Origin of the sequence: Brevibacterium sp. S111 (assembly GCF_004745075.1) — a bacterium.
Lineage (GTDB): Bacteria > Actinomycetota > Actinomycetes > Actinomycetales > Brevibacteriaceae > Brevibacterium.
Genome location: NZ_RHFH01000002.1, coordinates 309,481 through 330,098 on the forward strand (window position 1 = coordinate 309,481; position 20,618 = coordinate 330,098).

The 20,618-nt window shown below is 66.0% G+C and carries 18 protein-coding genes and 1 tRNA gene; 13 read left to right on the forward strand and 6 right to left on the reverse strand.

Annotated features, from left to right (window positions below):
- Positions 1 to 324: 324 nt before the first annotated feature.
- The 3 genes from EB836_RS03750 to EB836_RS03760 all read left to right on the forward strand — a co-directional run bounded on the left by EB836_RS03750 (position 325) and on the right by EB836_RS03760 (position 3,179).
- On the forward strand, positions 325 to 1,458 hold the full coding sequence (locus EB836_RS03750) for a 4Fe-4S dicluster domain-containing protein (RefSeq protein WP_205683295.1): 1,134 nt from the start codon (positions 325 to 327) through the stop codon (positions 1,456 to 1,458).
- On the forward strand, positions 1,455 to 2,699 hold the full coding sequence (nrfD, locus tag EB836_RS03755; protein WP_135537742.1) for an NrfD/PsrC family molybdoenzyme membrane anchor subunit: 1,245 nt from the start codon (positions 1,455 to 1,457) through the stop codon (positions 2,697 to 2,699). Before EB836_RS03750 ends, nrfD begins: the two co-directional genes overlap by 4 nt.
- Before the next feature lie 258 nt (positions 2,700 to 2,957).
- Positions 2,958 to 3,179 carry a hypothetical protein gene (locus EB836_RS03760; RefSeq protein ID WP_135537743.1) on the forward strand — a complete coding sequence of 74 codons (222 nt, stop codon included), beginning with the start codon at positions 2,958 to 2,960 and terminating at the stop codon, positions 3,177 to 3,179.
- 6 nt (positions 3,180 to 3,185) lie between these two features.
- Here EB836_RS03760 and selD read toward each other — a convergent pair whose 3' ends face one another.
- A complete protein-coding gene (gene selD, locus EB836_RS03765; RefSeq protein ID WP_135537744.1) occupies positions 3,186 to 4,172 on the reverse strand; it encodes a selenide, water dikinase SelD in 987 nt (328 codons plus the stop codon).
- Positions 4,173 to 4,317: 145 nt separating this feature from the next.
- Between selD and EB836_RS03770 the strand changes: the two genes are divergently transcribed.
- The 8 genes from EB836_RS03770 (at position 4,318) to EB836_RS03805 (ending at position 12,351) form a co-directional block, all read left to right on the forward strand.
- Positions 4,318 to 4,412, forward strand: a tRNA-Sec gene (locus EB836_RS03770).
- 92 nt (positions 4,413 to 4,504) lie between these two features.
- Complete coding sequence (selA, locus tag EB836_RS03775) at positions 4,505 to 5,902, forward strand: L-seryl-tRNA(Sec) selenium transferase (RefSeq protein ID WP_135537745.1); 1,398 nt, start codon at positions 4,505 to 4,507, stop codon at positions 5,900 to 5,902.
- The gene (gene selB / locus EB836_RS03780; protein ID WP_135537746.1) at positions 5,895 to 7,799 is read left to right on the forward strand and encodes a selenocysteine-specific translation elongation factor; all 1,905 of its coding nucleotides are present in this window, start codon (positions 5,895 to 5,897) and stop codon (positions 7,797 to 7,799) included. Before selA ends, selB begins: the two co-directional genes overlap by 8 nt.
- 203 nt (positions 7,800 to 8,002) lie before the next feature.
- Complete coding sequence (locus EB836_RS03785) at positions 8,003 to 9,379, forward strand: NAD-dependent succinate-semialdehyde dehydrogenase (RefSeq protein ID WP_135537747.1); 1,377 nt, start codon at positions 8,003 to 8,005, stop codon at positions 9,377 to 9,379.
- 126 nt (positions 9,380 to 9,505) lie between these two features.
- Positions 9,506 to 10,285 (forward strand): helix-turn-helix transcriptional regulator, encoded by a 780-nt coding sequence (locus tag EB836_RS03790; RefSeq protein ID WP_135537748.1) that lies wholly within the window; start codon positions 9,506 to 9,508, stop codon positions 10,283 to 10,285.
- 121 nt (positions 10,286 to 10,406) lie between these two features.
- Positions 10,407 to 10,841 (forward strand): PaaI family thioesterase, encoded by a 435-nt coding sequence (locus tag EB836_RS03795; protein ID WP_167854337.1) that lies wholly within the window; start codon positions 10,407 to 10,409, stop codon positions 10,839 to 10,841.
- A gap of 439 nt (positions 10,842 to 11,280) precedes the next feature.
- Complete coding sequence (locus tag EB836_RS03800; RefSeq protein WP_135537750.1) at positions 11,281 to 11,718, forward strand: helix-turn-helix domain-containing protein; 438 nt, start codon at positions 11,281 to 11,283, stop codon at positions 11,716 to 11,718.
- 54 nt (positions 11,719 to 11,772) lie between these two features.
- Positions 11,773 to 12,351, forward strand: coding sequence for a PIN domain-containing protein (locus tag EB836_RS03805; RefSeq protein WP_135537751.1), 579 nt, complete (start codon positions 11,773 to 11,775; stop codon positions 12,349 to 12,351).
- A gap of 38 nt (positions 12,352 to 12,389) precedes the next feature.
- On the opposite strand, the gene EB836_RS03810 is transcribed toward EB836_RS03805, so the two are convergent.
- A complete protein-coding gene (locus tag EB836_RS03810) occupies positions 12,390 to 13,262 on the reverse strand; it encodes an aminoglycoside adenylyltransferase domain-containing protein (RefSeq protein ID WP_135537752.1) in 873 nt (290 codons plus the stop codon).
- 15 nt (positions 13,263 to 13,277) lie between these two features.
- Positions 13,278 to 13,619 carry a cupin gene (locus EB836_RS03815; RefSeq protein ID WP_135537753.1) on the reverse strand — a complete coding sequence of 114 codons (342 nt, stop codon included), beginning with the start codon at positions 13,617 to 13,619 and terminating at the stop codon, positions 13,278 to 13,280.
- 190 nt (positions 13,620 to 13,809) lie between these two features.
- Here EB836_RS03815 and EB836_RS03820 point away from each other — a divergent pair, with 190 nt between their 5' ends.
- The gene (locus tag EB836_RS03820) at positions 13,810 to 15,120 is read left to right on the forward strand and encodes a replication-associated recombination protein A (protein WP_135537754.1); all 1,311 of its coding nucleotides are present in this window, start codon (positions 13,810 to 13,812) and stop codon (positions 15,118 to 15,120) included.
- A 239-nt stretch (positions 15,121 to 15,359) separates the two neighbouring features.
- Positions 15,360 to 15,899, forward strand: a complete 540-nt coding sequence (locus tag EB836_RS03825; protein ID WP_135537755.1) for a hypothetical protein — start codon at positions 15,360 to 15,362, stop codon at positions 15,897 to 15,899.
- A gap of 60 nt (positions 15,900 to 15,959) precedes the next feature.
- Here the strand turns inward: EB836_RS03825 and EB836_RS03830 are convergent, their stop codons facing one another.
- The 3 genes from EB836_RS03830 to EB836_RS03840 all read right to left on the reverse strand — a co-directional run bounded on the left by EB836_RS03830 (position 15,960) and on the right by EB836_RS03840 (position 20,419).
- Positions 15,960 to 17,225, reverse strand: coding sequence for a M20 family metallo-hydrolase (locus EB836_RS03830; RefSeq protein WP_135537756.1), 1,266 nt, complete (start codon positions 17,223 to 17,225; stop codon positions 15,960 to 15,962).
- Positions 17,226 to 17,318: 93 nt separating this feature from the next.
- Complete coding sequence (locus EB836_RS03835) at positions 17,319 to 19,013, reverse strand: thiamine pyrophosphate-dependent enzyme (RefSeq protein WP_135537757.1); 1,695 nt, start codon at positions 19,011 to 19,013, stop codon at positions 17,319 to 17,321.
- A gap of 74 nt (positions 19,014 to 19,087) precedes the next feature.
- Positions 19,088 to 20,419, reverse strand: a complete 1,332-nt coding sequence (locus tag EB836_RS03840; protein ID WP_135537758.1) for an MFS transporter — start codon at positions 20,417 to 20,419, stop codon at positions 19,088 to 19,090.
- Positions 20,420 to 20,618: the final 199 nt, after the last annotated feature.

A 20,618-nucleotide genomic window follows, 5' to 3' on the forward strand; every position in this document is an offset into this window, starting at 1 on the left:
GGACTCTGCGGCCAGCAAGGGCGGGCATCCGCATCGCGGTGGGGACTCCGCCGTGGGTGTCACCCCTGGGCGCACCCTCGGAGACGAAGCCGTCGACAGTGCCGATGATCGCACGGGCCGGGCCGATCTTGGACCCACCGACAGCGTGGACCAGAACCCGACCGAGACCGTGGACGCGAACCGCGCGGACGATGGGGACCCGACCGATGGCGACCCCGACCGCGGTTACATCGGCAAGGATGCCGACAAGGCTCAGCAGGGCAACCTCGGCGAGGGTGCCCAGACGGATACGGTGGACACCACAGGAAACGAGGAGGAGGACTGATGTCGACATCGACCGTCGAGAACGATGCCGTTGCGGATGGGCACTGGCACGGTTCCGCGCACGAGCGCAAAGGGTTCTTCACCGATACGTCGATCTGCATCGGCTGCAAGGCCTGTGAGGTCGCCTGCAAGGAGTGGAACAACAATCCGCAGGACGGGACCTACGAACTCCTCGAATCCTCGTATGACAACACGGGCAGCCTCGGGGCGAACACCTGGCGACACGTCGCCTTCATCGAACAGGACTCCGAGCGGATCGAAGCCGCCCGCGAGTCGGGGCGGAAACTCGTCAACCTCGGCATGCCGACGATCCGTCCGCGCACGGATGAGTCGGCAGGTGCCCAGCCACTCGGCGGTGCCCTCGGTGCGGCAGCGGATGGGTCTGCCGGAAGCGGAGGACTGCCCTCGACCCCACCGATGGGCATCGATCTGCTGGCACCCGGCGCCCTGGAACCGAGCGATCCCGAGGACATCGCCAACCTCGATACGACGCCCCCGGACACGGCGGACTTCCGCTGGCTGATGTCCTCGGACGTGTGCAAGCACTGCACCCACGCCGGCTGCCTGGACGTGTGCCCCACGGGAGCGCTCTTCCGCACGGAATTCGACACCGTCGTCGTGCAGAACGACGTCTGCAACGGCTGCGGAACGTGCGTGGCCGGCTGTCCCTTCGGCGTCATCGAGCGCCGCGATGACGGCACGATCAACACACCCACCGACCGTGATCGCAGCGCCTCGGACATGGACGTGCCGGACAAGAACACGGCCAACAAGTGCACCCTGTGCTATGACCGCCTCGTCGATGGGCAGGAACCGGCGTGCGCGCAGACCTGCCCCACGGAATCGATCAAATTCGGCGACCATGACGACATGGTCGACAAGGCTCACGCCCGCGTGGCCGATCTCCATGCGAAGGGTCTGACCGAGGCTCGCCTCTACGGCGCGAACCCGAACGACGGGGTCGGTGGCACCGGATCGGTCTTCCTCATCCTCGACGAGCCCGAGGTCTACGGGCTGCCGCCGGATCCGCGTGTGCCGACGAAGGACCTGCCGAAGATGTACGCCAATGCCGGCATCGCGGCGCTCGGCATGGTCGCCGCCGTCGGACTCGCCTTCCTCGGGAGCCGCCGTTGAGCACGTCCGAATATGACTCCTACCGTCCACCCGAGCCGGAAGGCGGACGCAAGAAGCGCCGCCGAGGCGGTCGGCCCGGTGGCGGTCGTGGTGGACCGGGTGCCGGTGGTCGGCGAGGCGGTGGCTGGAAGAACCGCGGGGCCGACGGCAACCGTGAGATGCCGATGGTCGAGGACGTCGAATTCACCTCCTACTACGGTCGACCCATCGTCAAGGCTCCGCCCTGGGGCGATGAGATCGGGCTCTACCTGTTCCTCGGCGGTCTGGCCGGTGGCTCGGCCCTCTTGGGTCTGGGCGCACAGTTCAGCGACCGTCCCGGTCTGCGCATCGCTTCACGGATGACAGCGATCACCGCAACAGGAATCGGGGGAGCGGCGCTCGTGGCCGACCTCGGCCGGCCCGAACGGTTCCTCAACATGATGCGCGTGTTCAAGGTCAGCTCCCCGATGAGCCTGGGCACCTGGATCCTCTCCGGCTTCGGCGTCGGTTCGGGCGTGCTGACCGCCATCGAAGTCGATCGCCTGACCGGTGAGAAGCTGCTGCCGCTCGGCCCCCTGCGCCGCGTGCTCCACGCCCTCGAAACGCCTGCCGCCATCGAGTCAGCGCTCTTCGCCACACCTCTGGCCGCCTACACGGGCGCGCTGCTCGGCGATACCGCGGTTCCCACGTGGAACGCTGCCGGTCGCAACGGACTCTCATATGTGTTCGTGGCCTCGGCATCGATGGCCGCCGGGGGAGCGGGAATGGCGCTGGCTCCGATCCGCGAGACCGGTCCGGCTCGTCTTCTGGCGCTGACCGGTGCCGCCGGTGAGATGGTGGCGATGGATCAGATGAAGAAGGGCATGCACCCCGCCGAGGTCGATCCGATGGAAGACGGCGAACCCGGCCACAAACTCCACCGGGCCGAGAAGCTGCTCCTTGCCGGTGCCGCCGGTGCCGCCGCCGTCGAGGTGGCGGCACGAGTGTTCGCGAAGAAGCTGGCCGGTAAGACTGACGCATCGAGTGGTGCCTTCGGTGCCGGGGGCAAGCGGAGCTGGAAGACGAGGACGGCGCTGCGTGCGCTCTCGGTCGTCTCCGGTGCGGCACTCGCCGCCGCCTCGGCGTACACCCGCTTCGGGGTGCTCGAGGCCGGCATCGAATCGACGAAGGATCCGCGTCACGTCGTCGAACCCCAGCGCGCTCGCCTCGAGGAGCGTCGGGCCCGCGGCATCACCGACGACTCGATCACGACCGGCTGGTAGGGGCGCTGGCTGGCAGACGACGCTGAGGCCGATGCCGCCGGACCCCTCACCCGCAGCGACATAACCTCCCGGTGCACCGCTGCGCTATGCCGCTATCGGTGCGTTGTGCCGCTATCGGTCCGCTGTGCGGCCAGCGGTGTGTCGTGTCGCTGACGGTGTGAGATGCTCCGGGTGTTGTGCGGGCAACAGTGTGGGATGCTCTGCACGGCCGGCAAGACGGGTTGCAAAACACAGCATGTGCAGTAGCGTAGGAAATCTATGAAGAAGCTGCTCCAGGATCGTCAGAGCGTCAGACTCGGTGTGTTCATGGCGCTGCTTTTCCCGTTCATCTATTTCGGCATGAGCCTTTTGGGCTTGGGCAATGACGCCTTCTCCTGGTGGGAGGCACTGCTCGTCGGCCTCGGGAACGGTGTCCTCTTCTGGTTCTTCTTGTCCAGCTTCCGACAGTTCCGCGACGAGGACGTCACTCCACGCAGATGACCGGCGTCACCGCACGTGCACGCCCGAGCCGACGACGATCTCGCCGATGACCGGGTGGCCGGGCAGTTCACCGACGACGAGCAGTCCGCCTGAAGTCTGCGCATCGGCGAGGAGGAACAGCTCGTCCTCGGTCACCGAGTCGTCGGCGGTGAGGTTCGGGCGCACCCAATCGAGATTGCGCCTGGTTCCGCCCGAGACATAACCATCGGCGATCGACTCATCGACTCCGTCGAGGCGGGGCACCGCGGCCGCGTCGATGACGGCACCGACCCCAGAGGCCCGAGCCATCTTGAACAGGTGTCCGAGCAGCCCGAACCCGGTGACATCCGTGGCCGCTCGCACCCCGGCCGCGACAGCCGCCCGGGCAGCATCGGCATTGAGCGAGGTCATCGTGGCGATGGCTTCGTCGAAGTTCTCACCGGTGACTTTGTGCCGGTTGTTGAGGATGCCCACCCCGATCGGTTTGGTCAATGTCAGGGGAAGCCCCACCTCGGCGGCATCATTGCGCATGAGCTCATCGGGGTGGGCCACCCCGGTCACGGCCATTCCGTACTTCGGCTCGGGATCGTCGATCGAATGCCCGCCGGCGACGGGGCAGTTCGCCTGCGCCGCGACGTCGAGCCCACCGCGGAGGACCTCGGTGAGCAACTCCATCGGCAGCTTCTCACGCGGCCATCCCACGAGATTGATCGCCGTGACAGGCGTCCCGCCCATCGCATAGATGTCCGACAGTGCGTTCGCCGCAGCGATCCGACCCCAGTCGTAGGCATCGTCGATGACCGGTGTGAAGAAGTCCGCTGTCGAAAGCACCGCGAGATCCTCGCGGATTCGCACCGCCGAGGCATCGTCACCGTCGTCGAGGCCGACGAGAACATCCGGACCCGGCTGCCCGACCAACCCGCGCACCGCGTCCTCGAGCTCGCCCGGAGGAATCTTGCAGGCGCACCCTCCACCATGGGCGAATGAAGTCAGACGATCATGAATCGCAGTCATACCCGGAGACTAACACTGGTGGGGATCGGCGTGGCCGGCCGCCGACACACGGTCACCGGTGTGGAGTGCCACCGGATCGGGGTTGAGGCTCGATCGTGAATCGGGCCGGGTCCCCTCGGCGACCGTTCGCGATAGGATTGCCGGTGGAGGCGTCCGTGTCCTGGTGGGCGCCCTGGTCTTCAAAACCAGTGAGACCGAGCATCTCGGTCTGGCGGGTTCGATTCCCGTCCGCCTCCGCCACAGTCCACCCGTTTCGCCGGCGGACGCGAAGGCAGGCGAGAGCAGCGCGCCACCGGTTCGCGCCCGTGCGTCGGCACACCCGAGGAGGCCCCATGGTCGAGTCCGACCCGCGTCGCAGCATACCGCGCACGGACTTCCTCCTCGCCTCACCGGACATCATCGCCGCAGGTGAACACCTCAATCAGGCGACGGTCAAGGCGATCATCACCGAAGTCCAGAACGCCGCCCGCAATGGTGAGATCCTTGTCGCCGAGGTGACCCCCACCCTCGTCTCCACGCTTCGTTCCCGTTCGGCCTCCTCCCTGACCCCGGTGCTCAACGCCACCGGCATCCTCGTTCACACGAACCTCGGCCGCGCACCACTGTCACCTGCGGCAACGCGGGCCGTCACCGAAGCCGCCGGATACGTCGACGTCGAAATGAACCTGGCCGGCGGCAAACGCAGCAAACGCGGAACCGGGGCGAAGGCCGCCCTGCTGCGAGCCTGCTCCGCAGCTGAGGACGCCCTCGTCGTCAACAACGGTGCCGCCGCCCTGCTGCTTGCGGTCACGGCACTGCGAGGCCGCGGCGCTGCATCCGGGGCTGCCGGATCGACTGCCGCCGCCGGTTCAGCTGCCGGCAGTCCCGACGAGATCGTCATCAGCCGCGGTGAGCTCATCGAAATCGGTGCCGGCTTCCGTCTCACCGACCTCATGACCACCACCGGCGCCCGCCTGCGTGAAGTCGGCACGACGAACCGAACACACCTCTCCGACTACGCCGAGGCGATCGACGCGACCACATCGAGTCTGCTCAAAGTGCATACGAGCAACTTTCGCGTCGAAGGGTTCACCGCCTCCGTCGACGTCGCAGAACTGCGCACTCTCGCCGACGAACACGATCTGCCGCTCATCGTCGATCTCGGCTCGGGCCTCTTCACCCCCGATCCCTCACTCCCGGCAGAACCGGACATTGACACCGCTCTGCGTGCCGGTGCCGACCTCGTCATCGTCTCCGGTGACAAACTCCTCGGAGGACCTCAGGCCGGACTCATCCTCGGCCGCACCGAAGCGGTGCAGGCGGTGGCGAAGCACCCCCTGGCCCGAGCGCTGCGGACCGACAAACTCACCCTCGCCGCGCTCGAAGCAACGATCACGCACACCGCGAACCCCGTCCACGACGCCCTCCACATCGATCCGGATCACCTGCGCAGACGCACCGATTCCCTCGCCGAGGCGGTCGGAGCGAAGGTCGTGGCCCACGACGGACGCGTCGGCGGCGGGGGAGCCCCCGGCGTACCGCTGCCTGGTTGGGCAGTGGAACTTCCCGAAGCCTGCGCCGCCGCACTGCGGACCGGAGACCCCGCGATCGTCGCTCGCACCCACCAGGGGCGCTGCCTCGTCGACCTGCGATGTGTGCCCGAGGCAGACGATGACCGCATCGCCGCCGCAGTCCGGCGGGTGCTGACCGCGGACCACCTCGGCGAAGAATCTCACGACAACGATGCCTGATCAGAATCCGCACCCCGACACCTTCGTCATCGCCACCGCCGGGCACGTCGACCACGGCAAGTCCACCCTGGTCAATGCCCTCACGGGAATGGAACCCGACCGGTGGGCCGAGGAGCGCAAACGCGGCCTGACGATCGACCTCGGCTTCGCGTGGACGACTCTGCCCTCGGGTCGGGAACTCGCGTTCGTCGACGTCCCCGGGCATGAGAAGTTCCTCGCGAACATGCTCGCCGGCCTCGGACCGGCACCCATCGCCTGCTTCGTCATCGCCGCCGACAAGGGCTGGCAGGCCCAGTCGAGCGACCACCGCGACGCGATCGCCGCGCTCGGGATCACCCGCGGCCTCGTCGTCATCACCCGCGCCGACCTCGCCCCCGACACCATCGAGACCACGAAATCGCAGGTCGGCGCCCAGCTGCGCGGCACTCCACTCGAGCACGCTACCATCGTCACGGTCTCCGCCACGACCGGGGACGGTCTGCCCGAGCTCATCTCCGTCCTCGACGAGGTCACGGCCGCGGCCGAGCCCGCGGACACCTCGGCGCGGGTGCGGCTGTGGGTCGACCGCGCGTTCACGATCAAGGGCGCGGGCACCGTCGTCACCGGCACGCTCACGGCCGGGACGCTGCGCACGGGCGACACCGTCGATCTGGTCGGTGAGACGATCGGCCGGACCGTGACCGTGCGCGGACTGCAGTCGAAGAACTCCACCACCACCGAGGCGGTCCCGCAGGCCCGCGTCGCCGTGAACCTGCGCGACACCCCCGCCGAGGATCTCCACCGCGGCGACGCCCTGCTCACCCCCGATGCGTGGCCGGTCGTCGACGTCATCGACGTCCGCCGCACCATGGGCGAGGCCCTCGACGCGGGCGTCCGCGAACTCATGGCCCACATCGGCACGGCCGCCGTTCGCGCCCGACTGCGAGGATTCGGCGCCGACCACGCCCGGCTCACGCTGGAACGGCCTCTGCCGCTGCGGCTCGGTGACCGGATCGTGCTGCGCGCGCCGGGCAGCCGCAACGTCTTCGCCGGCCTCGTCGTCCTCGACGTCGACCCGCCCGAACTCTCACGCCGGGGCGCCGGTGCCCGCCGCGGACGTCAGTTGGCCGAGCGTCCGGTCGAGGGGGACATCCTCGCCGAGGTGGCCCGCCGCGGTGCCGTCGAACGCACCGTCCTCGTCCGATTCGGTCTGGAAGTGTCGAGTTCTTCCCGGCCCGAGGAGGTCGAAGCCGTGGGCGGATGGCTCGTCCACACTCCCGCGCTCGCCGCCTGGGTCGAAACCGCGAGGACCCTGGTCGGCCGCGAACTCACAGCCCGACCGATGGCCGCTGGAGTCCCCGTCAAAGCCGTTGCCGAAGCACTGCGGCGAGGCGTCGAGACAGCCGACAGCGCTCGCAGCGCCGCAGCGAAGACACCGACGAAAGCACGCCTGCCCCTGCCCGAAGGCGCGGCCGCGGCGACTCGCACCCTGCTCGGCGAGATCATCTCCCGCGCCGGCCTCGAAACCGTTGACGGCATGGTCCGGCCGCCCGGCCACGCGGCGGATCTCGGACCCGCCGAAGCCGGACTCGTCGAACTCGAACGACGTCTCGCCGCCGATCCGTTCTCCGCCCCGGAAGCCGATGACCTCCGCGAACTCGGTCTGGGAGCGCGGGAGCTCGCGGTCGCCGAGAAGGCCGGACGGGTGCTGCGCCTCGGCGACGGAATCGTCGTCTCCCCACGCACCCCCGCCCAGGCGATGCGTGAACTCGCCGGTCTTGAGCAGCCGTTCACAACGAGTCAGGCCAGACAGGCGCTGGGCACGACGCGGAGGACGGTCATTCCGCTGCTCGAACACCTCGACTCGCGCGGGTGGGCGCGTCGTCTCGACACCACTCACCGCGAGGTCGTGCGCTGAACCCGTGACCCATGCGGTGATGGGCCGCCTCGGTGAAAGTCTGCGATCTGTACTACGATCATTTCGGAATGATCGTTCGCGTCCCTTCGGGCGCTTCTGTCGATGGTATGGGTGATAACAGACCGCGGTGATGGAGCCGCGGTGCCGCTTGATCTTGCCTTGACCCCACCATGCCACCATTCGAAACCACCACAGGAGCAACCATGTCGAACTATCGCGTCCAGAATCCCGCCACCGGTCAGACCGTCGAAACCTTCGCCGAGGCGACCGACACCGACATCGACAACACCGTCGCTGCCGCCCACGCCACCTACCTGACCTGGAAGGACACCGACATCCAGGAGAGGGCGGGAATCGTCCGCCGCGCGGCCGAGATCTTCCACGAACGCAAAGACGAACTTGCGCGCACGATCTCGACGGAGATGGGCAAGTCCTATGAGGAGTCCGTCGACGAGGTCGAGTTCGCCGCCGACATCATCGAGTACTACGGCGTCCACGGCCCCAGCCTGGCCACGGACTACCAGATCCCGAGCACGATCCCCGGAACCGCCCGCATCGAGGCCCTGCCCATCGGCGCGCTGCTCGGCGTCATGCCCTGGAACTTCCCGTACTACCAGGTGGCCCGCTTCGCGGCCCCGAACCTCGTGCTCGGCAACACAATCATGCTCAAGCATGCCGATATCTGCGGCCGTTCGGCTCTGCTCATCGAGGAGATCTTCCTCGCGGCGGGTGTGCCCGAAGGCGGCTACTCGCACCTGTTCGCCAACCACGACCAGATCGCTTCGATCATCGCCGACCCCCGCGTCCAGGGCGTGTCCCTGACCGGTTCCGAGCGGGCCGGTGCGATCATCGGCGCGCAGGCGGGGCAGAACCTCAAGAAGGCCGTGCTCGAACTCGGCGGCATCGACCCCATGGTCGTCCTCGACGCTTCGGATGTCGCCGCGGTGGCCCGTGAAGCCTGGGAATTCCGCACCTACAACGCCGGACAGGTGTGCAACTCGAACAAACGGCTCATCGTCATGGACGACATCTACGAGGAATTCGTCGACGAACTCGTCAAGCTCGGCACCGGTCTCAAGCCCGGAGACCCGGCGAAGCTCGGTGACGACGAGTACGTGCCGCTGTCATCGCGGACGGCGGCCGAGACGGTCGACGCCCAGGTGAAGAAGGCCGTGTCCGAGGGCGCCCGGGCCCTCGTCGGCGGGGAGCTGGGCGAAGGACCGGCCGCCTACTATTCGCCGACGGTGCTCGTCGACGTGCCCCGGGACTCCGAATCCTATGGCGAGGAGATCTTCGGACCGGTGGCCACCGTGTACAGGGTCTCCAGCGATGAGGAGGCCCTCGAGCTGGCCAATGACTGCGCACTCGGGCTCGGCGGATCGGTCTTCTCCACCGACGAGGCGCGCGCCGATCGGGTCGCTGCAGGTCTCGAGGTCGGCATGACGCATGTCAACACCATCGCCGCCGAGGCCGCCGAGATCCCCTTCGGCGGGGTCAAACGCTCCGGCTTCGGCCGTGAGATGGGCCCGATCGGCATGGGCGAATTCGTCAACAAGCGCCTCCACTTCGTCGCGAAGTAAGTCGCGGCCGATTCTCCGCGGTCTCCTAACTGTGGTCACCTATGCCCTAGGTGCCTACAGTTAGGAGACCGCCATGCTTGTCATCACACCTCGGTAGAATGATGGGCGTGACGGCGACGGGGGCGGGTGACGGCCATCAATTCGATATCATTCGGTGAGCTTCTGCGAGAGTGGCGAACCAGACGGCAGCTCAGCCAACTCCAGCTGGCCACGCGCGCCAGTGTGTCAACGCGCCACCTCAGCTACCTCGAGACGGGACGGTCACAGCCGTCGCGCACCATGATCGAACGTCTCGCAGGCTATTTGGATGTTCCGCTGCGCGAACGCAATCAGCTGATGCATGCCGCAGGCCTGGCACCGACGTACCCCGAGCGTGGACTCGACGCGCCCGAATCGCTGGCAGTCAGCAGAGCACTGCAGTCGATCATGGATGCGCACTTGCCCTTTCCCGCACTCCTCCTGGACCGCTGGTGGGATGTCGTCGACCGCAACGCTGCGACCGACTTCCTGCTCCATGGCTGTGCGGCTCACCTGGTTGAACCCCCGATCAACGCGTTGCGGCTGACCCTGCATCCTGACGGTCTGGCCCCTCGTATCACCAACCTCGGCCAGTGGCGCTCGCACCTGCTCACCCAGGTACAGAGCAGGTCCGAACGTGATGGTGATGCCCGGCTCCATGAGCTTGCGGCGGAAGTGGCCGCCTACCCAGGTGATGACGTCGGTCGTCCAGTGCTCACCGATGTCGTCGTCCCACTCGAACTCAGAGTCGGTGGCGCAGAGCTGCGCTTCTTCAGCATCTCCGCCGCGGTGGAGTCAGCAATGGATGTCACCGTCGACGAACTGCGCATCGAGGCCTTCTACCCGGCCGACGAGACCACCAGAAATGCCATTCTCGGCATGTCATAAAGGCAGAGGCCCCTGTTGGCTCCTGGATAAATGACCTGTGAGGTTATCGACAACGGCCGCTAGAGGGACAACGCTTAGATGACCAAGGCGGCCATCGCCTCAACCATCAAGGATGTCCACCATGCACTCGCTTGCACAGCACTGGATCACGAATGTCATCCTCCACTCACCCGTCGCACAGACCCTCGCAATCTCGGTGCAATCGGCGGAGATCGATCACGTCACTCTCGCGATGCCGTATTCCGAAGAACTGACGACTACACCCCAAGTCCTTCACGGAGGCGTCATCGCGACTCTGATCGATACCGCAGGAGCCGCCGCCTTGGCATCCGGAATCTCACCCGATGACAACGCTTCCGGTGGCGCTACAGCAAATCTCACGGTGAACTATCTCGGCGCGGCCAAAACTGACCTCACTGCGACGGGAAAGGTTGTGCACCGGACTCGTTCGGCGACTCTCACCGAAGTGCACGTCACAGATGCGCAAGGGACTCTGGTGGCAACCGGACAGGTCAACAGTCGGGTCTTTCGGGATCGGTCCGCAGCGTCTCGGTGATAATGTCCTCCATCGCCGAGGCGGTCAGTTCCCTCCACTGCCGATGTGGCGGTGCGGACGGGATTCGCGCTCCGCGGACCTTGGCCAGGGCCAACTCGGTGATGGGAGAATGCTGAGGGAACGTGTCGAGGGCTCGGAGCCGACGGATGAGGTCCGGACTGCGACACCATTCGTCGGCGATGATCGCCACGGAGACCCCGGCGGGCGGCGTTGCGATCATCAAGGATGCGCAGGTCATCATCTGATTCGGCGGAGTCAAGCGCTCGCGCTTCGGCCGCGAGATCGGCCTGATCGGCATGGGCGAATTCGGCAACAAGCGCCTCCACTTCGTCGCGAAGTGGACAGGCTAGTGCGTCACTGATCGCCTAGTTGCACTTATAAGTGAAACGTTGGTATCGTTGTTCTCTAGATATAGAAGTGAACCCGGGAAGGGGTGACTATGTCAGCACTAGCTTCTTCCGAGCGAATTGCAATCAGCGATCAGACTGTGAAGGATGCCCAAGATACTGTCATACCCAGTGAAGCGTCGCTTGTGCTTCGTTTCGCAGGTGGAGAAGAGGCGGAACTTCCGGCCAGTATCCAGAGGACACTATTGCATGCTCTGAAGCTGATCGCGCAACAGGGCTCCGTTTCTATTGGGCAGCTTCCGACGGAGCTGACCAGTACAGTAGCAGCGGATCTGCTCAGCATTTCACGGCCGACCCTGATGAAATGGGTCGGTGAAGGCCGAATCAGTTCGTTTAAGAAAGGCTCACATACGCGTTTCAGCAGAGACGAGGTATTGGATCTTCGAGAGCGTAATGTGGCTGCTCGCCGGTCTGCTTTCGACGAACTGCGTCAGCTGGATGAGGAGCACGAAGAGTTCCTCACTGACTGAGACGAATCACTGACTAGCTGGAGGGGGAGTATCCACTCCAGCTAGTCTGTTTCTATGCCCCAGCGAGTGTTTGTCGATGCCAACATCTTCTTTAGTAAGACCCTCCTTGATTGGATGTTTCATTTGAGGCAGGCCAACGAAGGTATGTTTCAACTTCATTCGACCGAGGATGTTTTTGCCGAGGTGCTGGCAAATATGCGCAAAGAACAGCCCGAAGCGCCTGGGCATCGGACTCGTCACCGTCTCGAACTCATACGAGCTTGTGTCGACGAGGTGGTACAAGACTTTCCGGGCAATGTTGAGTTCACAGGTGAAGACCCAAATGATTACCATGTTCATGCGGCGGCGCTGGCAGCCCGCTCTGACCTTGTAGTCACGTCCGACCGTCCGACCGGAATCACGACTACACCGGATTCCCAGCCATATGAGGTCATTTCTCCGGATGATTTCTTCATGCTCGTGGTCGACTCTGCGCCTTCATGCCTTCGCCCGATAGTCCGTGACCAGTTCGAGTACTGGAAATCCAAGCCGAAATTCCGACAGCTGGACGAGGCTCTTGACAGGGCTGGATGTCAGCAGTTTGCACTGCGCGTTCGTGAAGCATTGAGCAACATAGCGCAAACCGCCTATTGAATCTCGTCAGTGCAGAACGACATCATCACGTAAATGGATCAGTTCTTGCCCGCGGTCTGTGCGTTCATGAGTATGTCCTCCATTGCTGAGGCGGTCAGTTCCCTCCACTGCCGATGTGGCGGTGCGGACGGGATTCGCGCTCCGCGGACCTTGGCCAGGGCCACCTCGGTGATGGGGGAATGCTGAGGGAACGTGTCGAGGGCTCGGCGACCTGCCTCCTCCTTGCCGATGATTTCGCCGGTCATCAGCGTGTGGTGCATGCGGGCGGGGCCGAGCACGCACCACACGACGGTGCTGGCGGCGAGTCCCCGCGGGGACGTGAGAATGCGGCGGACCAGAGCCCGAACACTCCGTAGCGGCCGGGCGCGGAGCCGAGCCGCCAGGGGAGACCAGTACTCTCGCAGATTGTCCGTGACCCATGGACGCAGTCGATCCGGTTCCGGGTTGAGGCACCACTCGGTGAACGCGCGGCCGCGGACGACGATGCCGCCGTCGACGAGTTCCTTCCAGACGACAGGGTTGACGTCGAACGCCCGGTTCGCCTCGAAGATCTCACCCGTATGCGAAGCGATCGGACGGATGCCGGTGACGGGCCGCGTGAGGTCGGATTGCCAGATGAACGAGACGTTGCAGCAGGCGCTGAATCCCCGACCACGTGCTGCGCGCAGAGCCAGTCGCGGAAGCTGCGAGAGGTGGAGAAGCCGCAGCCGGACGATGAGATCACGCCGATCCCGCCAGTCATCACCGATCACGGCGACGATGTCGATATCACTGCGATTCGGTCGATAGGCCCCCAGGGCAACCGACCCGGCCACTGCGGCCGCGATGACCGCGCCGGGAAGCAGAAGGTCGGCCACCCCGAGATACGACTCGATCGCGCGGGAGACCTCGGTGGGCAACGTCATCGCCATGGGGCAACGGTGCTGTCAGGAATAGGAGGGTTTGTCGACGCTGGTCACCGTGGTCAGCAGGAAGGCGCAGTCCTCCAGCGCCAGCACCGAGTGGCGCTCATGGGTGAGGATCCACAGTTCGCCGGCCCCGAACTCCCCCTGCATCTCCTCGCCGAGTTCGACCCGGATGCGTCCGCTCAGCACCTGGATGCTGGCGGCAGGAGGCGAGTTGTGAGCGGGAAGTCGCACTCCGTCTGCCAGAGCGATCACGGTCTGGCGCAGCTCGCCATCGTGAGCGACGAGTTCGGCACTGCGCCCGTTCTCGTTGTCCCGTGCCTGGGCCACATGGGTGTCGGTGAGTTTCTTGAGATCAGCCACGTCAGTCCTCCGTGTCATCAGAATGTGATCCACGATACCCGACCGACCCGTCAGGGGACCTGAGAGCAGCGCAATCGTCACTCGGTGGTCTGTTCGACCGCGAGGGGAATGTGTACGGTGGGACGCATCGGCGAGGGACATCCGCTCACCGAGCATCTGGTCTCCATCGGGTTGGGAAGGAGATGAGCTGATGAGTGAGGATTCGCCCGCACTGTTCGGGGCCGATGAGTCCACGCGCCCCCTGGCCGACAGGCTGCGGCCGACGACTCTCGCCGAGGTGGTCGGCCAGGAGCATCTGCTCGCCCCGGAGAGCCCGATCGGACGGATGGTCTCCGAACACCGACTCGCCTCTATGGTGCTGTGGGGGCCTCCCGGGTGCGGGAAGACGACGATCGCCCGCCTCCTCGCCGAAGGAACCGATCTCGTCTTCGAGCCGCTGTCGGCCACCTTCTCCGGAGTCGCCGATCTGCGGAAGGTGTTCCTCGCCGCGCAGAAGCGGCGCGAAGTCGGACAGGGCACGCTGCTGTTCGTCGACGAGATCCACCGATTCAACCGCGCCCAGCAGGATTCCTTCCTCCCGTATGTCGAAGACGGGACGATCGTGCTCGTCGGGGCGACGACCGAGAACCCGAGCTTCGAGCTCAACGGCGCACTGCTCTCCCGCTGCCAGGTGTTCGTGCTCAAGAGGCTCGATGAGACCGCCCTGACGACGGTCGTCGAACGAGCCGAAGAGGCGATCGGCAACGCACTGCCGCTGGATGCGCAGGCGCGGCAGTCCCTCCTCGCCATGGCCGACGGAGATGGACGCTATCTGCTCAACCTCATCGAGATGCTGTCGACCGTGCACGAGCCCCTCGATCCGGCGGGCCTGGCTCAGCTCGTGCAGCAGCGCGCCCCGCAGTACGACAAGTCCCAAGAGGGGCATTACAACCTCATCTCCGCCCTGCACAAGTCGATGCGCGGTTCCGACCCCGACGCGGCCCTGTACTGGTTGGCGCGGATGCTCGACGGGGGAGAGGACCCGCTCTTCATCGCCCGGCGCCTCGTCCGCTTCGCCAACGAGGACATCGCCATCGCCGACCCGCAGGCCGTCCACCAGGCACTGGCCGCATGGGACGTCTATGAACGACTCGGCTCACCCGAAGGGGAACTCGCGATCGCCCAATGCGTCGTCTACCTGGCCACCGCACCGAAGTCCATCGCCGTCTATCGCGGGATGAACCGGGCGATGCGCGCGGCCAAGCAGTCCGGCTCGCTCATGCCCCCGGCTCACATCCTCAACGCTCCGACGAAGCTGATGAAGGACTTGGGATACGGGGAGGGGTACGAATACGACCCGCACACCGAGGCGGGCTTCTCCGGCCAGAACTACTTCCCCGACGACATGCCGCGACAGACGTTCTACGAACCGACCGACAGCGGCGAGGAACGGCTCATCGCCGAACGGATGCGCCGCTGGGCCCGACTGCGCCACGACTCCGCAGGTGATGGTCCCGACTAACACCGGCTTGGCACTCATCGAATTCGGCGCACATGTTCACTCCTCACTGACGTTTCGTTGCAGGGAGACTGAGCCACCTATGTGTCTCTATGCATTGAACCGGCGCGGTGCGTCCGACAGGGTTGTGATGGGCCATTTCCAGCCCCTTCTGTGCCGAACGCAGCAGGCGCGGCTGTGCCCATCACAGTGAGGACGGTCTTTCAGGCTGCCGGCCCACACCTACAGGAAAGTGAGAACAGATGAATCGTGTACGCACACTTGCGGTGACCGCACTCTCCGCTGCCGTCATCGCTGGAGGCGTCTCCCTGTCGACGGCGACCTCGGCTGCCGCCGACCCGACCGGAGGCATCGACGACCCCGACGAGCTGACCTCCGAACAGATCGACAATGCGCGCACGATCATCGGCGTCGGAAAGGGCGCGGACCTGTCGAAGGACGCGCAGACGATCGCCGTGATGACGGCACTGCAGGAATCGAGCCTGCAGAACCTCGACGGTGGAGACAGGGACTCCGCCGGAGCGTTCCAACAGCGGCCCTCCATGGACTGGGGATCGACCGATGAGGTCACCGACCCGGTCTACTCCTCGAAGGCCTTCTACGGAATCAACCCTGAAAGCCCCAATCCGGGTCTCACCGAGATCGACGGCTGGGAGAGCAAGGATCCGGGTGCCGCCGCGCAGGACGTGCAGGCCTCGGCCTACCCCGACGCCTACGCGAAATGGGAACCGCTGGCCGAACAGCTCGTCGACGAGAACCAAGACGTCGACGACATCGAGTGAGGCCCGCACCCGGCCCGTGTCCGGACCCGGCACGCATCCGGGCCACTCCCGGACCCGGCCTCAGGCCAGCGCGCCGGCGGCGAGGCGCCGGACCACCTCGGTGAGGTGATGCAGTCCGGAGACGAGGTCCTCGTCCTTGGTGAACTCGGACAGACTGTGTGAGATCCCGTCGACGCTGGGGATGAAGAGCATGACTGTCGGCACTGCATCCTTCATGTTCGTCGAGTCATGCCCGGCCACCGTCATCACCCGCGCCGAGGTGAGTCCCAGGTCATCCGCGACCGTGCGGGCCAGCTCGACCCCGTCCTCGGAGTACGGGTTCTGATCCCAACTGTGCTCGGCGACGATCTCGATATCGACCCGATCCTCCTCGCACACCGTGGCGATCGTGGCCATGAGGGACTCATGAGCGGCGGCGATCACCTCGGCGCTGGGAGAGCGCAGGTCGAGCAGCAGGCGAACCTCGCTGGCGACGACGACCGGGGAATTCGGATAGACGGTGAGCTGACCGCACGCGGTGTGCAGGGCTCCGGGCTCGAATTCCTCGGTGAGCTCACGGGCGGTCACGACGAGACGCGCCGCTCCGAGCAGAGCATCCTGACGGTCGTCCATGAGCGTCGACCCGCTGTGGGCCTGTGCACCGGTGACGACGAATTCGTACTTGTGCGCCGCCCACGTGGCACCCACCAGCCCGATCGTCACCCCGTCCTCCTCCATGCTGCGGCCCTGCTGAACGTGGATCTCCGCATAGGAGGCGATCTCGGGGAGGGTGAAGTCCCCTCGCTCGCCGAGGGCATCGAGCGCCTCGGCGACGGTGATTCCCTGCGCATCGGTTGTCGCCAGGGCGGACTCGAGTTCGGCCTTGCCGGTGAAGACATTGCTGCCCATCATCGAGGGCTTGAACCGCGATCCCTCTTCGTTGAACCAGTTGACGACGGCAAGATTGAACCTCGCCTTCGAGGGGTCCGCGCGCAGTTCATCGGCGACGGCGAAGCAGGCATGCGCCGAGGCCATCACCCCGTAGGCACCGTCGAAGCGACCGGCCGTGGGTTGGGAATCCATATGCGAACCCGTGAGCACATAGGGGGCACCGGGCACGAGTTCGAGCAGCCCGAACTGGTTGCCGATCGCATCCCGATGCACGCTGAAGCCGTGCTCGACCAGCAGCTCTTCGAACCATTTCCGCTGCTGCCCATCGGCCGCGCTGGCCGCCTGCCGGTCGACACCGTTCGTGCCCTCCACCGCGCCGAAGCGTGAGTGGACGGCCCAGTCGGCGAGGAATTCGGCCTCACGATCCGCGCTGATCAGAGAGGGTGTGACGGTCATGATGGGTCCTTTCGAGATGGTTCGGCCACGGGTGGGCCCCGCGGAGTCGCGGTAAGGATGCGGAAGAGGGCTGCGGTGTCGGCAGGGTCGGTGTCAGGAGGTCTCGTCGGCCGCCGGCGGCATCGTCGCCGGATCGATGAGCACGTGGATGAGCGCGGGGCCCTCCGCTGCCAGGGCTCGGTCGAGCGCGGGCCCGAAATCTTCGGTCGTCTCGACGCGTTCGCCATGCCCGGTCAGCCCGGACACCGAAGCATCAGCCCCCGGCGAGGCGGCCCCGGAGCTGCTCATATCGAACGCCGTCATCCACTCTGCGAAGTTCGGGTTGACCATCCGTGTGCCCGAGGGCCTGCCTGGATAGTGGTTCTCCTGGTGGGAGACGATCGTTCCGTACACGCCGTTGTCGACGACGATGATGAGCGGTCGGGCCCCATGAGCGAAGGCCGTGGCGATCTCTTGGCCATTCATGAGGAAATCCCCATCGCCGCAGATCGCGACCGCGCGCCGGTCCGGGAATGCCAGGGACGCGGCGACCGCGCCGGGCACGGCGCTTCCCATCGCCCCGTTGCGGGCACCGACGAGACTGGCCGGCCGATTGTGACGGATGAACCGGTGTCCCCAGATCGTCGCATTTCCCGCCCCGTAGGTGAGCATCGCCTCCCCGCCGAGGCGGTCGTCGAGGATTCCGAACGCCACCCCGAGATCGACCCCGGAAACCGCCGCTGCGTCGGCGCGGTGAGCGGCGAACCGGGACTGCACCTCCGTGCGGTCCCGCATCCACTCATCCGAACGTTCGCCGCGTGCACCGGCGGCATCGAAGCCGGTCAGCGCCTCGGTGAAGGACTGCGGTGAGGCGAGGATCTGCTGGTCGATACGTCCGGCATGCTGGGTGGCCTCCGGGTCGAGGGACACGAGCACGGTTTCGGCATCGAACCCGATCGTGTACCCGTCGCTGGCCACATCTGAGCGGGTGCAGCCGACGAAGACGAGCAGGTCGGCCTCGGCGAAACCGGCGGCCACCGCATCGGCGCGACCATAGCCGAGCCACCCGGCCCACGCCGGGCAGCTGTGCGGCAGCGCATCGTAGGCCCGCCAGTCGCAGAAGATCGGAATCCCCGCCGAGGCGGCGAACGCCGCAAGGTCGGCACCGCAGCCCGAGTGCCAACCGTCTCCGCCGAGGACGAAGGCGGGACGCTTCGCTGCGGCGAGACGGGCCCTCAGCGATTCGATCTCAGCGGTCGCCGGTGTCGGTGGGGCCGCCTCGGCGAGGGTCGGGGCGGTCGATTCGGTGAGGCGGACGAGGACGTCTTCGGGCAGGCCGACGACGACGGGTCCGGGCCGGCCGGCCGCGGCGATGCGCAGGGCATCGGCGGTGAGTTCGCCGGCGCGGTGCTCGTCGTCGATGGTGATGACACGTTTGGCCGTCGAGGAGAACCACTCGGGCAGACTGAACTCCTGGAAGGACTCGCGGGCTCGGTCGGTGAGCGGGACGAGGCCGACGAAGAGGACGAGTGCGGTCGCATCCTGCCATGCGGTGTGGATGGCGATCATCGCGTTCGCCGCCCCGGGCCCGCGGGTGACCATGGCGATTCCGGGGCGGCCAGTCAGTCGGGCCTCGGTGAGGGCCATGAACCCGGCCCCGCCCTCCTGACGGCACACGATGGTCTCGACCGAGGAATCGTAGAGGCCGTCGAGGACGTCGAGGTAGGACTCGCCGGGGACCGCATAGACGCGTTCGATCCCCGCGTTCTCCAAGGTGTCGACGATGAGGTGGCCGGCCGAGTGCGACATGGTATTCGTCCTTTCGAGGGGTGGTACCTGACCCCGGCGGGCAGGGGTGCGGTTGAGCGGGTCCGGAGACGGGCTCAGTGTTTGAAGCCCGGCAGGTCGACGCTCAACTTCGGGGCGATGATTCCGGCGAAGGCGGTGAACAGCGACAGGAAGGCGAGCATCGCGGCGGCCGGCCACCAGTGATCTCCCGCCGAGGCGACGAAGCCGGTGGCCAGCAGCGGAATGAATCCGGAGAGCATACCGGCGGCGTTCTGCGACATTCCCACGCCTGTATAGCGGGTGTTGGCCGGGAACAGGCCGGTCATCACGGTCCCCGAGGCGGCGTAGGGCAGCGACAGGGTGCCCACCGCCAGGGTCATGGCCAGGATGATGAGCACCGGCTGACCGGTCACGAACAGCAGGAACGCTGGGACCGAGACCAGCGCCGAGGCGACTCCGCCCCAGAGGACGACCTTGCTGGCACCGTACTTCGCCCCCAATGCTCCGCCCCAGATGAGGACGAAGATCTCGACGAAGGCCGCGACCATGCTGCCCAGCAGCAGGAGCGAATCGTCATAGCCGAGGATGTTGACGCCGTACCAGACGCAGAACGCGGTGACGAGGTAGAAGCCGCCGACGCCGAGCAGGGCTGCGGCCATACCGACGATGACCTGCTTCCAGCTGTCACGCAGAGTCGTGCTGATCGGGCTCTTCTCGACCTCGCCGGACTCCTCGAGCTGACGGAAGACCGGCGACTCCTCGAGTCGAGAACGGAGGTAGACGGCGACGATGAGCAGGGGCAGGGCGATGAGGAAGGGGATCCTCCAGCCGAAGGAATTGAAGTTGTCCTGCGAGAAGACGAGCGTCATGATGAAGAAGCCGCCGGAGGACAGGATGGTGCCGATCGGGGAACCGATCTGCGGGATCGCCGCGTAGCGGGCGCGCAGGTGCAGGGGTGCGTTCTCGACGACGAGCGTCATCGCGCCCGACCATTCGCCACCGACGAAGAGGCCCTGGAGGATGCGCAGGAGCACGAGCAGGGCGGGGGCGGCGAAGCCGATGGCGGCGTAGGTCGGCAGCAGGCCGATGAGACCGGTGACGACGCCGATGCCGATGATCGTGATGAGCAGGACCCGGCGGCGACCGAGCTTGTCGCCCATGCGGCCGAAGATGAGCCCGCCGATGGGGCGGGCTGCGAGTCCGACGCCGAAGGTGGCGAAGGACGCGAGAGCGGCGGCGGTGGCGTTCTCGTTCGTGAAGTACTGGACATTGAAGATCAGGGCGGCCGCGGCCGAGAAGAGGAAGAAGTCGTACCACTCGAGGGCGGTGCCGATCAGCGCCCCGGCGGCGACCTTGTTCGCATCCTTGATGCTCAGCTCAGTGGTGGCGTTGAACTCGGCGGCCGCCGTGGTGTTCTGCTCGCTCATGGTTCTCTCCGTTGAGTCCGGGGGATGCGGCCCGGTTCGGCCGCATCTGTGTGCGGGTGAGGCACCGGGCGCCGCGTGCGCATGCAGGAGGAGTGCCCCCGGCATACGCTGCGTTGGCCCGGCAGGTACCGACCTTACAGAGTGCCACATGCCATGCTCCAGGCGCATTTGCCGCCGAATATCGGTCACAACTTGTGCA